We start from the raw sequence: 15884 nt of genomic DNA on the forward strand, positions 1-15884 counted from the left end.
ATTTGGTGGTTTTGCTTTGTCTGCTCAATAATCCCCCAAAACCTGCCAAACTGTGCTAAAATACATCACTATGCCCAAATTTTGTGCGGTGGGTGGTCGCACGGGCGAAAGATTTTTTTATTTTAGTCAGAATTTAGTCAGTTGGAAAAGATATGCGTTTTATTGATGAAGCTGTGATCAGCGTCAAAGCAGGTGATGGCGGTAATGGGATTGTGAGTTTTCGCCGTGAGAAATTTGTCCCAAAAGGTGGGCCAGATGGCGGTGATGGTGGCAAAGGCGGTGATGTCTATGCCATCGCTGATGATAATACCAATACGCTGGTGGATTATCGCTATACTCGTAAATTCGAAGCTCGCCGCGGCGAAAATGGCGGCAGCAAAAACTGCTCAGGCAAAGGGGCGGATGATATTTATCTGGCAGTGCCGATTGGTACGACGATTATTGATACCGATTTGGATTTGGTGATTGGTGATTTGACCGAAAAGGGTCAAAAAATTCTCATCGCCAAAGGTGGTGATGGTGGTTTTGGTAATACCCGCTTTAAATCAAGCACCAACCAAGCACCCCGTAAGGCGACACCGGGTTTCCCAGGTCAAGCCAAAAACATCAAGCTTGAGCTCAAAGTCGTCGCCGATGTTGGCTTGATTGGTCTGCCAAATGCCGGCAAATCAACCTTTATCCGCCAAGTGTCGGCAGCTCGCCCAAAGGTGGCGGATTATCCATTTACCACGCTCGTGCCAAATCTTGGCGTGGTGGATGTCGGCACGCATCAGTCCTTTGTGATGGCAGATATTCCAGGTCTTATCGAAGGGGCATCTGATGGTGCGGGACTTGGTATTCGTTTTTTAAAGCATGTGGCGCGTACTCGTCGCCTGCTACACATCGTCGATGTACAGCCGATTGATGGCTCAGATCCTGTGGCGAATGCCGAGATTATCTTAAATGAGCTTGAAAAATTCTCGCATGAGTTATCACAACTGCCGCAGATTTTGGTCCTAAATAAGATTGACCAAATCCCCGAAGAAGACCAAAACGCCGTCTGTACTGACATCGTGGCACGACTTGGCTGGACGGGCATGGTGTTTCGCACATCGACCTTGACCGGTGATGGCGTGGATGCGGTGAAGTTTCATCTGATGAATGCCATCGAAGAAGAGCGTGAGCGTGAAATCGAAGATCCTATCTTTGCCGAAGAGCAAGCCGAACGCTTCCGCCGTCTCGAAGAAGAAGTGCGTCATAACACCGAAATCCAAAAAGAAGCCTATCGTGCGATGCGTAAAGCACAGCGTGAAGGCATCAGTGATGATGACGATGATGACTTTAATGAAGATGATTATGATGTCAAGGTCGAGTACGCACCGTACTAGCTAAGGCTAAGCACATCACAGGTTCATGGATAAGTAGATGAAAACCAAGCGCATCGTCGTAAAAATCGGCTCATCGCTACTGACCAATAACGGTCGGGGGCTAGATCGCACAGCGATCTATGAATGGGCAAGACAAATCGCCGAACTACAAAACAGCGGTCATGAAGTCCTGCTCGTCTCAAGCGGTGCAGTCGCCGAAGGGGTGGTGCGGATGAATCTACCTGAACGACCCAAGAAGCTCGAAGCATTGCAGGCGTGTGCATCGATTGGGCAGATGGGTTTGATTGAGACTTGGTGGCAGGCACTTATCCAAAAAGGCGTGCAGTCATCGCAGGTGCTACTGACCCATGACGATTTGGCGCATCGTTCTCGCTATCTGAATATCTCGCAGACCATCGCACAGCTGATGGAATGGCGTGTCGTGCCTGTGATTAACGAAAACGACACCATCAGTTATGATGAGATTAAATTTGGGGATAATGACAGCTTGGGTGCGATGGCAGCAGCGATGATTCATGCGGATTTGTACATCATCTTGACCGACCAAGACGGCGTATTCACCGACAATCCCCGCACCAATCCTGATGCCAAGCTCATCGAACAAGAGCGCGCGATGGCAGATTATTTGTTTGATGTCGCAGGCGATGGTGGCAAATGGGGCAGTGGCGGTATGCTGACCAAAATCCGTGCAGCTCGCCTAGCAGCGATGAGCCAGTGCCAAACGGTGATTGCCAGTGGTAAGGTGGATGATGTGATTATCCGCCTAGCACATGGCGAGCGTATCGGTACGCTACTGACGACTGATAGCAGTGATAAGCTGATTGCCAAGAAACAATGGCTCGCTGCGCACATCCGCATGGCAGGCACGCTCATCATCGATGATGGGGCAAAAACTGCCATCACGACCAACCACAAGAGCCTGTTGCCGATTGGGGTGCTCGAAGTGCAGGGTGATTTTGATGCAGGGAGTGTGGTTGAGATTGTCGATACTGCCAAAACCCGCATTGCAGTGGGTCAAGTGGGCTTTTCGTCCGCTGATGCCAAATTAATCACCCAAAAAAGCTCCGCCCAAATCCATGACATCTTGCCACACTTTGACGAAAAATCGGTGATGGTGCATCGAGATGAAATGGCGATTTTATAGTTATTATTAAATTTAAAATTCATTCTGCTAATAATTTGCTAATTTAGGATAAGCTATGACCGAATTTGCTCCGCTAAAAAATGACCGCCTATTGCGTGCCATTCGCTTTGAGCCTGTGGATACAACCCCTGTATGGATGATGCGTCAGGCGGGGCGTTATTTGCCAGAGTACAAAGAAGTCCGTGCACAGGCGGGGGATTTTTTGAGCCTATGCAAAGATACGGACAAGGCGACCGAAGTCACCTTACAGCCGCTGCGCCGATTTGAGCTCGATGCGGCGATTTTGTTCAGTGATATTTTGACCATTCCTGATGCGTTTGATTTGGGTCTATATTTTGCCGAAGGTGAAGGTCCAAAGCTCAAAAAAACCGTCCGAACAGAATCTGACATCGCAGCCTTGCCAAAGATTGATATGAACTCATCACTTGATTATGTGATGAAGGCGGTGACAAGCATCCGCACGGCACTCAATGGTCAAGTGCCGTTGTTTGGTTTTTCGGGCAGTCCGTGGACATTGGCGACTTATATGGTCGAAGGTGGCTCAAGCCGTGAGTTTCGCCATACCAAGCAGATGATGTATGCCACGCCAGAGCTGCTACACGCACTCCTTGCTAAGATTGCTGATGCGGTGGTGGATTATTTGGATGCACAAATCCGTGCAGGGGCGCAGATTGTGCAGATTTTTGATAGCTGGGGTGGGGCATTGGGTCATCGCCAATTTGCCGAATTTAGCCATCGCTACAACCGTGACATCGTCGCACGCCTAAAAGCCATCCATCCTGATGTGCCTGTGGTGCTATTCACCAAAGGCGGCGGGCTGTGGCTAGATATCCAAGCAGACAGCCAAGCCGATGCATTGGGGCTAGACTGGACGATGCCACTGGATAAGGCACGCCATACGCTATCAGCGCTGAACGCCAAAAAAGCCCTACAAGGCAACCTAGACCCTGCAACCATCTATGGTACGCCTGATGCCATCCGTGCCGAAGTCAAGCGGATGCTGGATGATGCTTATGTGCTTGACAAGACAGGCTATGTGGCGAACTTCGGGCATGGTATTACCCAGTGGTCAAATCCTGACCATGCCAAAGCCTTTATTGACGCAGTGCATGAATATCAGATTTAAACAGGGTTAAATTAAAAAGACTTGGGTGTGTGCCAAGTCTTTTTTCTTGTGGAAATAACCTTAACGTTCCAAAATACAAGTCACGCCTTGACCACCTGCAGCACAGATAGAAATCAGTGCACGGCCCGAGCCTTTTTGGGCAAGTAGCTTGGCAGCGGTGGCCAGAATGCGTCCACCGGTAGCCGCAAATGGATGTCCTGCAGCTAGGCTTGAGCCATTGACATTCAGCTTACTGCGGTCGATTGCACCTAATGGCGCATCCAAGCCTAGGCGAGTTTTGCAAAAATTCTCATCTTCCCAAGCTGCCAGTGTCGATAGCACCTGCGATGCAAAGGCTTCATGAATTTCATAAAAATCAAAGTCTTGTAGCGTAAGACCAGCACGAGCAAGCATCTGCGGTACGGCATAGGCAGGTGCCATCAGTAGCCCTTCGGTCAAGCCTTGCTTACCAATAAAATCCACCGCAGCGGTCTGCTGATGAGTGATGTAAGCTAGTGGCTCATAGCCATGCGCAGCCGCCCATTCTTCGCTCGATAGTAGCACGCACGATGCGCCATCGGTCAGCGGTGTTGAGTTGCCTGCGGTCATGGTTGGGTTGACGTTCTTTTTGCCAAAGGCAGGTTTTAGCGTGCCAAGCTTCTCAAGTGTGGTATCGGCACGCAGGTTGTTGTCTTGGGTCAAGCCCTTATAAGGCGTGATCAAATCATCAAAAAAACCTTCTTGATAAGCACGAGCCAAGTTTTGATGGCTATCAAAAGCCAGCTTATCTTGATCGGCACGGCTGATGTTCCACTCCAGTGCAGTGATGGCTTGATGTTCGCCCATAGACAATGCGGTGCGTGGTTCGCCATTTTGGGGGAATGCAATCAAATCTTTTGGATTAATGCTTGCTAATGCGCTCAAGCGATCTTTGGCAGTTTTGGCATTGCCAAGGCGAATCAGTGCACGACGCAGACCATCACCGAGTGCGATCGGCGCATCCGATGTGGTGTCTGTACCGCCTGCGATACCGCTATCGATGATGCCTAGTGCGATTTTATTAGCAACAGCAAAAGCTGATTGCAGGCCTGTACCACACGCTTGTGAGATGTCATAAGTTGGCGTGGTTGCAGGCAGGCGAGTGTTTAGCACCGCTTCACGAGTTAGGTTTAGATCATTGCTGTGCTTGAGTACCGTACCTGCGACCACTTCACCGACTGGCTTATCCGCCAAGTCAAAACGCTCAATCAAGCCATCTAGGGCAGCGGTGAGCATATCGATATTGCTAGCGTCAGCATAAGCGCCATTACTACGAGCGAAAGGGATGCGATTACCACCTAGGATGGCGACTTTTTTGATGGATGACATGATAAATTTCCTTTTTTTGGTCAATGAAATGTAGAAAAGTGGTTCTAGCTTAGCATTAATGAACGACAAAATGGGAAAAAATCACTGATTGATAATAAATAGTTTTTTAATAAATATCTTGTATAACTATAAGTTAGTAAAAAGGCGAAAAATTTCACCGTTTTGGTGCAAATCTGCCAAGTTTTACATACTAAGCCCAAATTGTGTGCTAAAATGATTAGTTAATATCTAAGAATTGATGCGAATTTGATGCTTTGACATCCATCAGCACCACGCAAAAAAAGGAGAAAGACATGAGTGATCGTTATGGCGAATTGATGCAATCTTCTATCGGCAGAAAAGTTGCCAAAAATCTTGGCTTGCCTGTGCCAATCAAGCTAGACCGCTATGAAGCTGGTCAACCGATTTTGCGTGGCGAAGTGGCACTGGGGCTGTCTCAAGGTGATGACGCATCGGTGCGAGCACTGCTTGGCGAGTATCTGACTGCACTTGATGCCAAAGTTGCAACTAATCAAGGCGATGACTATCCTGCCAAATCCACATCGCTTGAGAGCCGTCTGACGGATGAGAATGCTCGCTTTAAGGTGGCGATTTTTGATGCGACCAACATCCGCTCAGCCGATGAGCTCAAGCAAGTGTATGACTTTTTTCATCCGATTGCCCGTCGTATCAAATCATCAGGCCGTATCATCATCATTGCTCGCCCTGAGTGCTGTACAGGCACGGATGTGGGCTTTGCCTTAGCACAGCGAGCAGTGCTTGGCTTTACCAAATCCATCGCCAAAGAATTCAAAAAAGGCATCACCGCCCAAGTGCTCTATGTCCAAAAAGGCGCAGAAAGTGAGCTGCCGCACACGCTGGATTTCTTTATTTCTGCCAAGTCTGCCTATGTGTCAGCGCAGCCGATTACTATTAAAAAATCTCAAGCGGATACTGCTGATGAGCTTAACGGCAAAAAGGTGCTCGTCACAGGCGCAAGTCGTGGTATCGGTAAGGCGATTGCGCAGGTGCTGGCTCGTGAAGGCGCCAAGGTGTATTGCCTAGATGTACCCCAAAGCCTAGCTGACCTACAGGCGGTCGCTGGTGAGATTGGCGGTCATGCATTGCCACTAGACATCACCGCGACCGACGCTGCCGAACAAATCATTAAAGCTTGTGGCACACTTGATGGCGTGGTGCACAATGCAGGCGTAACTCGTGATAAGACCCTTGCCAATATGAGCGAAGAGCAGTGGAATCTGGTGATGAATATCAACCTAGCCGCCATCGCTCGTATCAATGATTATCTACTATCGCATGATGGACTGTCGGCACAGGCTCGTATCGTCTGTGTGTCATCAATTTCGGGTATCGCAGGTAATTTGGGTCAGTCAAACTATGCCATGAGCAAGGCAGGCGTGATTGGCTTGGTTGAAGCTACCGCCAAGCTACTGTCTGACTCGGCTCGTACGATTAACGCTGTCGCACCGGGCTTTATCGAAACCAAGATGACCGGTCAAATCCCATTCGCCATCCGTGAAGCCGGTCGCCGTATGAACTCAATGAGTCAAGGCGGCGAGCCTGTCGATGTGGCAGAGACCATCGCATGGATGCTATCGCCAAAGGCAGGCGGTATCAATGGCAATATCGTGCGTGTCTGCGGTCAAAGCGTGCTCGGTGCTTAAATCTAGCATCTAGCACCAAAGCAATTTACGCCCGATATGTTCATTGGGCGTTGTATTAGTTTACTGGCGAGTGCCAAAGGATAGGATTATGTCGGATTTGCATTTTAAAGAATTGCCAAAGATGCACACCACTTATGCCAACGTCATCAAAAGCTTGCTACCGCATGGCGACAGCAAAGCAAGCACGCTACCGACATCGGTATATACGGTGGATAAGCTTGCAATTGATGAGAGCAACTTAAAAGAATATCGCAAAATCTGTGGGTTCATGGACGATGGGCGAGTGCCTGCGACTTATTTTGCGGTGCTATCACAGACTTTGCAGATGAATATGATGGCAAAGCCAGAGTTTCCGTTTGCGATGCTTGGGCTTGTACATATCGAAAACAGCGTTACGCAGCATCGAGTGATTTTTGATACCGAAACTGTGTCAATGGCAGTGCGTCTAGATAACCTACAAACACATGAAAAAGGCCAGCAGTTTGATTTTATCACCACAGTATCTATCGATGATGAAGTGGTGTGGGAAGGGGTATCGACTTATTTGTCTCGCCAAAAAAAGAGCAAGCAAGAGCGTGATGCCCAAAAAGCAACTGCCGATAAGCCTGCCCCTGTCACGGCCAAGCTTGAGCCTGTCGATAGCGGTGTGCATGAGATGATTTCGGTTGCTGAAGACATCGGCCGTCGCTATGCTTTCGTTTCGGGTGATTTTAATCTGATTCACCTGCACCCCTTGTCCGCTCGTGCTTTTGGTTTCCCAAAAGCGATTGCGCATGGGATGTGGAGCAAGGCAAAATCACTGGCAATTTTATCAAAAAACTACAAACTGCCATCTGCCTATCGTGTGGATGTGTCATTTAAGTTGCCTGTATTTTTGCCATCGACGGTGGAGCTTATCAGTGATGCACCGTGCGAGCTAGGTGTAGAATTTGGCGTCTATGCCACCAAAGGCGATAAGCCGCATTTGGTCGGTAGCATTGCGTATTTGTAATCCTTGATGTTTTTAAAATTTATAAATAATAGATAAGAGAAATTATGGCTAATTGGCAAGACTTTGATGAGATTTTGGCAAAATTACAGCTCGATGATGCCCCTGCTGGCGGTGCGCTCGTGGTGTATCATGATGGTCAAAAAGTGGTCGATACCGCTGTGGGTGAGTCATTGCCAAATCAGCCGTGGTCATCATCAACCTTGTCGGTGAACTTCTCTATCGGTAAAGGCGTGATGGCGACCTTGATTGCGGTGCTGGTCTCAAAAGGACTGCTTGATTATGAGCGAGCCATTGCCGATGACTGGGCAGAATTTGCCCAAAATGACAAACAACACATCCGCCTCAAAGATGTGCTTAGCCATAGTGCAGGTTTGTTTGATATCACAAGCATCACCACCGATGCCAATGATTTGCTTGATTGGCAAGGAATGTGCCAAAAGGTTGCTGCCATGCCAATTGGCACACCAAAAGCTCAAGAGACCAACCATTATGCCAGTGCTTATAGTGCGCTCGTGTCGGGCTGGGTGCTGGGTGGCTTGGTTGAGCGTGTGACAGGTAAGCCACTTCAGCAGGCGATGAATGAGTATCTTGCCAAGCCTTTGGGGGTGGTCGGCGAGCTGTTTTATGGAGTGGATGCGTCTTTGATTGGACAGATTGCCAAGCCTGAACGGTATTTTTATGAACTACCGACCCAAAGCACGCCACGCCGTAAGCCGGTGCTCAAGCCTGATAGCGATGCGACTTTGCTGACCTTTAGCAGCTTACCCGTTGCACCACTATGGCAAAGTGCGCTCGGTGATGCGACCATCAACACCGCCAATGTCAATCGCCTATATTTTGACACCAGTCGCATGAATTTGGTTAATTACAAAAACGCACTGATGCCAAACAGCCGTGACGGGCTTGAGTATCATCGCTCGGATGTGCTGATGGCGTGTATTCCTGCTGCTAATGGCGTCTCAAACGCCAATGCACTTGCCAAGATTTATGCCATGCACGCCAATGATGGCATATGGCAGGGTGAGACGCTGATTGATACGGCGACTTTGACAAAAATGCGTAGTATTCAAACAGACGGCTATGATGCAGTGATGCCTGCCAATATGCGTTGGCGGATGGGCTTTCATCGTGTCTTTAGCCTACAAAATGCCGATTCCGCCTATGGGCACATGGGCTATAATGGCTCGGTGGCGTTTTGTGACCCATCACGCAAACTGTCTTTTGTTTTTATTCATAATTTTGATACCACAATGCTCAATGATATTCGCCAGTTTGCGTTATCGGAGATGGCGTTGGGTATCGCATAATTATTCATTTTAAGTAATCAGTATCCAAATTTTATCTTAGGAGTAGCCATGAGCGAACCGCGTCAGATGAATGTGATGATTTCTGCCGAAGAAATCTCAAAGCGTGTCAAAGAATTGGGCGAGCAAATCAATGCTCATTATAAAGACAGCGACAAAGAGCTGATTTTAATCGGCTTATTGCGTGGCTCGGTGATTTTTATGGCGGACTTGTGCCGTGAAGTGACTAAGGCGCATGAAATTGATTTTATGACTGTGTCAAGTTATATTAACAAAAGCACCGTATCAAGCGGTGATGTCAAAATCATCAAAGACCTAGACAGCGAAATCAAAGGCAAAGATGTGCTGATTGTCGAAGACATCATCGACTCTGGTCGCACGCTATCTAAAGTTGTCGAAATCCTACAAACTCGTGAGCCAAATTCGATTGAATTATGCACTTTGGTGAGTAAGCCATCACGCCGTGAGATTGAGATGTCTGTTAAGTTTATGGGCTTTGAAGTGGAAGACCGCTTTATCGTCGGTTATGGTCTTGATTATGACCAAAAATATCGCCATTTACCATTTATTGGTGAAATCGGTCTGTGATTTTTTGTTTAAGCCATCGTGATTGTTCGATGGCTTTTTTTTATGATCGATAGAGAATTGTCGCTAGTAAATTTGGCATAAATTGACTATAATTTATGTGGTATAAATTTCTTTTGACCCAAACAAAAAAGGTGACTTATGGCATTGGTATTAGACGGCAAAGCATTGGCAGCACAAATCGAAAATGAGCTTACAGAGCGTGTAGCGGCGTACAAAGCAAAGACAAATCGCACACCGATTCTAGCAACCATCTTGGTGGGTGATGACCCTGCATCAGCAACCTATGTCCGCATGAAAGGCAATGCCTGTAAGCGTGTGGGCATGGACAGCATCCGAGTTGAGATGCCTGAGAACACGACGACCGAAGAGCTACTTGCCAAGATTGATGAGCTTAATGCCAATCGTGATGTGCATGGGATTTTGCTACAGCATCCTGTGCCTGCGCAGATTGATGAGCGTGCGTGCTTTGATCGTATCAGCCTAGCCAAAGATGTCGATGGCGTCACCTGTTTGGGCTTTGGTAATATGTCAATGGGTGAGCCTGCTTATGGCTCATGCACACCGCAGGGCATCATGCATCTACTAAATCACTACAATGTCGAGCTGGCTGGCAAGCACGCTGTTGTCGTCGGTCGCAGTGCCATTCTAGGCAAGCCAATGGCGATGATGCTACTAAACGCCAACTGCACCGTGACCATCTGCCATTCTAAAACCAAAGATTTGCCAAGCCATATCGCCAATGCTGACATTGTCGTCGGTGCGGTCGGCGTGCCTGAGCTGATTAAAAAAGACTGGATTAAGCCAGGTGCGGTGGTTGTGGATGCAGGTTTTCACCCGACGGATACCGGCGGCTGTGGTGATATTGAGCTTGGTGGTATCGATGCGGTGGCATCAGCTTACACGCCTGTGCCGGGTGGTGTTGGCCCAATGACGATTAATACGCTAATCCGTCAAACGGTCGAAGCTGCTGAAAAAGAAGCGGGCTTAGCATAATAAAAACTCATTGCCAAACCACACTGAACAAATTGTTCATCACTACTTGGCAATAGATAACAATGCACTCAAATTAGTTTGGGTGCATTTGTTTTGCAAGCAAGTATTGCTATGCCTATGTCTGATTATAATGATGTTTGTTTTGCTAAACGCTTGTATTGGCTGTGGTGATAGAGCGAGTCATTTGGTCATTTACCAAACCAAAAAACAAAAGCCGTCCATGTGGACGACTTTTGGGTAGGTGGGTGAGCTGATTAGTGATCAACTGCAGCGCCAGCACCTTTTGGATAACGAACGCTTTCGACTAGGTCTTGTACGTCTTTTGGTGGCGGTGGGGTCATTGATGAAACAATGAACGCAACGGTGAAGTTAATCAGCGCACCGATTGCACCAAAAGATAGTGGCGATATACCCAAGATCCATTCTGCTTCCACGTTTTGGAAAGTGTTCGTACCTGGGATAAAGAACCAGCCCATGTATAAGAATACATATACGCAAGTAATCACACCACCGACAATCATACCTGCTGTTGCGCCTGCTGAGTTGATGCGTTTTGAGAAAATACCCATCATCAAGGCAGGGAACAGTGTAGAGCCTGCGATACCAAAGGCAACGGCAACAACCTGAGCGGCAAAGCCTGGTGGGTTGATACCCAGATAAGTTGCAACCGCAATCGCTACAGTCATCGAGATACGAGCTGCCATCAATTCGCCCTTATCAGTGATGTCAGGCTTGATGGTTTTCTTGATCAAGTCATGCGAGATGGCAGACGAGATGGCAAGCAATAGACCAGCGGCGGTAGATAGTGCAGCAGCCAAGCCACCAGCAGCAATCAGACCGATAACCCAACCTGGTAGATTTGCAATTTCAGGGTTGGCTAGTACCAAGATGTCGTTGTTTACGGTTAGCTCATTGCCTGCCCAGCCTTTTTCGGCAGCGACAGTGGCATTGAACTCTTCGTTCTTGTCATTGTAGTACTGGATACGGCCGTCACCGTTTTTGTCTTCGAACTTGAGCAGACCCGTATTTTCCCAGTTGACCATCCACTCAGGACGCTCAGCGTGTACCAGTGCAGGTGCATCACGGCCTTCAGGATAGACAGTGTTGATGATATTCATACGCGCCATCGAGCCAACCGCAGGAGCAGTCGTGTATAGCAATGCGATGAAAATCAATGTCCAGCCAGCTGAAGTACGCGCATCAGAGACTTTTGGTACAGTAAAGAAGCGGATGATAACGTGTGGCAAGCCTGCTGTACCCACCATCAACGACATGGTTAGTAGGAACATATTGAGCTTGTTTGGTACATCGGCGGTGTACTGTGCAAAGCCAAGGTCGGTAACTAGCATATCAAGCTTTTGTAGGATTGGCGTACCGCTTGCAACATCCGTGCCAAACATACCTAGCTGTGGAATTGGGTTGCCAGTTAGGTTTAGCGAGATAAAAATCGCAGGTACGATGTAGGCAATCATCAAGACGACATACTGAGCCACCTGAGTATAGGTAATGCCTTTCATACCGCCAAGTACCGCATAGAACAGTACCACAACCGCAGCAATCAATAGACCTGTGGTGCTATCAACTTCCAAGAAGCGAGAGAACGCCACGCCTGCACCAGTCATCTGACCGATTACATAAGTCGTACACGCCAAAATCAAGCACACCACCGCAACCAAGCGAGCGGTCTTTGAGTAAAAGCGGTCGCCGATAAAATCAGGCACGGTGAATTTACCAAACTTACGCAGATATGGCGCAAGTAGTAACGCAAGTAGTACGAAACCACCAGTCCAGCCCATCAAGTAGGCAGATGCCGCATAGCCACCCATCGCAAGCATACCTGCCATCGAGATGAATGACGCCGCACTCATCCAGTCAGCACCGGTTGCCATACCATTGACAACAGGGTGTACGCCGCCACCAGCGACATAGAATTCTTTGGTTGAGCCAGCACGCGCCCAAATCGCAATACCGAAGTATAGGGCGAATGACAGACCGACAAAGATGATATTAATCCAAAACTGACTCATGGCTTAGTCCTCCGTGACGCCAAATTCTTTATCAATTTTTGCCATTTTCCATGAGTAGTAGAAAATCAATAGAATAAAGCAAATCATTGAACCTTGCTGACCAAACCAAAAACCAAGGTCTGAGCCACCAAACTGAATGCCTGCCAATAGCGGACGCAGCCAAATCGCAAAGCCATGCGAACACAGCAGCCAAATGACAAGGCAGACAACAATTAGACGAACATTGGCTTTCCAATATCCTTGTGCATCATGTTGTGACATAAATCACTCCTTATGAAAAGTACAGGGATTTGGCGTTGTTGCCAGTGTTGGGTAGAAACAGCAAATCCCTGCAAGTTTTTCCTTTTTTTGTCGTCAATCCGTCTTGGTTTATGTTATAGAACAACCAAACATCTTTGAGACATGATCAATTACCACAATCTGCGATTTGACAATTTAGCAAGTACAGCAAACAATGTCTTATGGATTGACTATACAAAACGGATAAATATAGAATATCATAACTTGTGCTGATTGCAAGTCTTTTGTATCAATAAAATTTTATAATCTTACTAAATTGTAACTATATTTTTGACCGATAAATAATTTTTCATTAGGATTCAATAAGTTAAATCCTAATATCATCGAGATTCTATCGCTAGATTTTATAACTAAATGATGATAATTTGCATAAATATATAACAAAAATGTGGGTAAACTGCATAAAGATTATACAAATTCTGATGGTATTATTACATTATAACTATACTCATCCTAAGTATTAAATAAAAAAACGCAATCCGAAGATTGCGTCTGATATCACACTCGGCGGTGCTTTAATGCCAGATACATCATCGCCACATTGATGGCGTCATTGAGCGCATCATGGCGGGGCAAATCAGGAATACCAAGCGTCTTGACCATATTTGCCATCGTCAAATCCACATCCGCATCATAGTATTTGTGCTTGGTTTCTTGGGCGTGAAACAGCCGAGAGACTTCGATTTGTGGTTGGGGCAGTTTGATGCCAAGCATCGGTTTGAGAAATTTATTCACCATCGCCACATCATATTCCAAGAAATAACCCACAAGCGGACGACCGCCAACAAAGTGCAAAAACTGCTCAATGGCATCTTCAACCGTCGTGCCATGTGTCAAATCTTTTGGGCGTAGTCCGTGAATGGTAACATTAGTCGCCTCCATCATGCCTTCGGGTTTGATGAGTATCTCAAAGGTCTCGCTGGTCAAGATGCGATTGCCACGGATTTTGACCGCGCCGATGGAGATGATTTGTGCTTCTGCCACATTGAGACTCGTGGTCTCGCAGTCAAAGCTGACCAACTCATCAGGATGCGTGTCGTACAAAAACTCATAGCGTTTATCCCGCAGTTTGGTGCGATAATAGTGCTGTACAAGCTTATTAAACATCATCTCCCCCTATGAATATTGTAGGTTGAAATGATTGCTGACAAAGCCCTTAAAGCGTTTCACCACTTGCAAGGCATCCTTGAGCAAGTCTCGCTCAAGCGTCGATAGGCGTTCGGTGGCGACTTGGTTGGGTAGGACTTCTTGACCTTGTTTGATGGCAGTGAGTCCATTTTTTAGGCGAGTGTGCATCAGATATGCCAACGCTTCGCTGACATCTTGGCTGAGCTGTTTTTCGATAATACCCATTGAGGCAAGCTTTGCGATACGCTCAAAGGTGTTGGTCTCACTGATTTTGGCTTGTAGGCTAAGCGCACGCACGCCATGCACGACGGGGAATGTGCCCATCTTTTTGATATCCATCTTGTGCTTTTTTTGTCCAAGAAACTGCGCAAAGAACCCTTGCCCATCTTCGTTGAACTGATTGATGGCACGGGCAAAGCCCATCAGCATACCCACATCATCACTTAGATTATTAATCAGGTATGATTGCACTTCTTGTAATAAGCTGGTATCGCCTGCGACGGCTTTGGCATCCACAAAAATCGCTAAATTCATCATATTCTCACCGCTAGCACTGCGACACCATGAGCCGACCATCTGACGAAAATCGCTCAAATTTTGGCACCAAGTCGGATTATTGACCATCACTTTGCCTTGACAAGGTGGATAACCAAAGCTGGTCAGTACTTCTGAGAACCGTTCGGCATAGGGCATGACGGTGGCGATATCGATGCCATCTTTGACGATGAGCGCATTGTCTTGGTCGGTCTTGAGCACCTGCTCGCCACGCCCTTCAGAACCCATAACAATCAAACAAGAGTTCGCCACGATATCAGCAGGGGCAATCAGCTGCCATGCTTTTTCGAACAATCTTGCGTTCAGCACTTGCATCAGCTGAGCAAGCTGCTTGGCTTGCATCCCATTAGCAAATAGTGCTGAGATGGTGCTCGTCATCTGTGATGCGACGGCGGTCAGCTCATCGAGCGTGGTGGCGACTTCGAGTTTCTCGGCAATCAGATGGCTGTGATTGGACAAAAACGCCAAGATATCCACCTGCTCAAGAATGCCAAGTGGGTCGCCATTTTTGGTGACGACCACACGCTGAACACGGTGGTTCATCATCTTAAGCAGGGCGGTGAACATAAAATCATCGATATCCACGCTAATGAGCTCAAAGCGTGCCAAGTGATGTACCGCTTCATGGACATTAACGATGCCATCGCTTTGGGTGATGACATCACGAAACAGTGACTCGGTCACAAGCCCGATACGCCCATCATGATGAATGAGTAGCGATTTAGATTTGTGGCTTTGCATGGCTTTGCCTGCTTCAAGTAGGCTGATATTACCACTATACAGCTCATCATAGGGGCGGTAGGCGTCTTTGACTTTGGCAGTGAATAGACCGGCCAGCTCATTATCTCGCTTGTTGCCAGTTTGGGCTTGGAGCTTGTCGGCGATATTGGCAAAAAAATACGCCCCAAATTCGCTGTTTTTTTCGATCAGCTCTCGGATGATGCTTTTTGGGATGGCGTACAGTAGGCTTTGATCGACGGCGATAAAGCTGTGGCGATAAGTCTGCTCAAACAGCGCCCGTGTATCAAAGCTATCCGATGGATGATATAACGCAAGCACTTCGCCGTCGGCATCGACTTCTTGGATCATGCCTTTGATGACGATATATAAAGTATCAATGCTGTCATTGGCTTGGATGACGGTCGCTTGATCATCAAAAAATACGATGTCGGTAGCTTTTTCGAGTGTCTGACGCTGTGAGCTTGTCAGGCTATTATAAGGGGCGGTGCTAAAGTCAAAACGATTCATGAGCAATCCTTATCATGAAATATTAACACAAACAGTGGGGAAATTTTTATAGGCTGAATTTACAATCCAAGTGCAACAAAAAAAGAAGTACTCATCAACTAG

Annotated in this window: 13 protein-coding genes; 8 read left to right on the forward strand and 5 right to left on the reverse strand. The window is 47.3% G+C overall.

Annotated elements, in window-relative coordinates; translation table 11 throughout:
* The first annotated feature begins 152 nt into the window (after window positions 1-152).
* Genes cgtA through hemE form a run of 3 tightly spaced genes read left to right on the forward strand, consistent with a single transcriptional unit; the run spans window position 153 to window position 3637 of the window.
* A complete protein-coding gene (gene cgtA / locus Q0N89_RS08675) occupies window positions 153-1367 on the forward strand; it encodes an Obg family GTPase CgtA (protein WP_078254198.1) in 1215 nt (404 codons plus the stop codon).
* Between the two features lie 37 nt (window positions 1368-1404).
* Window positions 1405-2511, forward strand: a complete 1107-nt coding sequence (gene proB, locus Q0N89_RS08680; protein ID WP_228143758.1) for a glutamate 5-kinase — start codon at window positions 1405-1407, stop codon at window positions 2509-2511.
* A gap of 55 nt (window positions 2512-2566) precedes the next feature.
* Window positions 2567-3637 (forward strand): uroporphyrinogen decarboxylase, encoded by a 1071-nt coding sequence (gene hemE, locus Q0N89_RS08685; protein WP_294035439.1) that lies wholly within the window; start codon window positions 2567-2569, stop codon window positions 3635-3637.
* Window positions 3638-3697: 60 nt separating this feature from the next.
* Here the strand turns inward: hemE and Q0N89_RS08690 are convergent, their stop codons facing one another.
* Complete coding sequence (locus Q0N89_RS08690; protein ID WP_294035441.1) at window positions 3698-4984, reverse strand: acetyl-CoA C-acetyltransferase; 1287 nt, start codon at window positions 4982-4984, stop codon at window positions 3698-3700.
* A 293-nt stretch (window positions 4985-5277) separates the two neighbouring features.
* Here Q0N89_RS08690 and Q0N89_RS08695 point away from each other — a divergent pair, with 293 nt between their 5' ends.
* The 5 genes from Q0N89_RS08695 to folD all read left to right on the forward strand — a co-directional run bounded on the left by Q0N89_RS08695 (window position 5278) and on the right by folD (window position 10524).
* Entirely contained in the window at window positions 5278-6648 is a 1371-nt protein-coding gene (locus tag Q0N89_RS08695; protein ID WP_294035443.1) for a 3-oxoacyl-ACP reductase, read from the forward strand.
* Between the two features lie 88 nt (window positions 6649-6736).
* Entirely contained in the window at window positions 6737-7639 is a 903-nt protein-coding gene (locus tag Q0N89_RS08700; RefSeq protein WP_294035445.1) for a MaoC/PaaZ C-terminal domain-containing protein, read from the forward strand.
* 44 nt (window positions 7640-7683) lie between these two features.
* Complete coding sequence (locus Q0N89_RS08705) at window positions 7684-8946, forward strand: serine hydrolase (protein ID WP_294035447.1); 1263 nt, start codon at window positions 7684-7686, stop codon at window positions 8944-8946.
* A 48-nt stretch (window positions 8947-8994) separates the two neighbouring features.
* A complete protein-coding gene (hpt, locus tag Q0N89_RS08710) occupies window positions 8995-9531 on the forward strand; it encodes a hypoxanthine phosphoribosyltransferase (RefSeq protein WP_294035449.1) in 537 nt (178 codons plus the stop codon).
* A gap of 138 nt (window positions 9532-9669) precedes the next feature.
* On the forward strand, window positions 9670-10524 hold the full coding sequence (folD, locus tag Q0N89_RS08715; protein WP_294035451.1) for a bifunctional methylenetetrahydrofolate dehydrogenase/methenyltetrahydrofolate cyclohydrolase FolD: 855 nt from the start codon (window positions 9670-9672) through the stop codon (window positions 10522-10524).
* Window positions 10525-10778: 254 nt separating this feature from the next.
* Here the strand turns inward: folD and Q0N89_RS08720 are convergent, their stop codons facing one another.
* The 4 genes from Q0N89_RS08720 to Q0N89_RS08735 all read right to left on the reverse strand — a co-directional run bounded on the left by Q0N89_RS08720 (window position 10779) and on the right by Q0N89_RS08735 (window position 15782).
* Entirely contained in the window at window positions 10779-12551 is a 1773-nt protein-coding gene (locus Q0N89_RS08720) for a sodium:solute symporter family protein (RefSeq protein ID WP_294035453.1), read from the reverse strand.
* Between the two features lie 3 nt (window positions 12552-12554).
* On the reverse strand, window positions 12555-12812 hold the full coding sequence (locus Q0N89_RS08725; protein WP_078254186.1) for a DUF4212 domain-containing protein: 258 nt from the start codon (window positions 12810-12812) through the stop codon (window positions 12555-12557).
* 537 nt (window positions 12813-13349) lie between these two features.
* Entirely contained in the window at window positions 13350-13958 is a 609-nt protein-coding gene (locus Q0N89_RS08730) for a 3'-5' exonuclease (RefSeq protein ID WP_294035458.1), read from the reverse strand.
* Between the two features lie 9 nt (window positions 13959-13967).
* Window positions 13968-15782 (reverse strand): DUF294 nucleotidyltransferase-like domain-containing protein, encoded by a 1815-nt coding sequence (locus Q0N89_RS08735; RefSeq protein WP_294035460.1) that lies wholly within the window; start codon window positions 15780-15782, stop codon window positions 13968-13970.
* Window positions 15783-15884: the final 102 nt, after the last annotated feature.

Source organism: uncultured Moraxella sp., from assembly GCF_945873075.1.
GTDB lineage: Bacteria > Pseudomonadota > Gammaproteobacteria > Pseudomonadales > Moraxellaceae > Moraxella.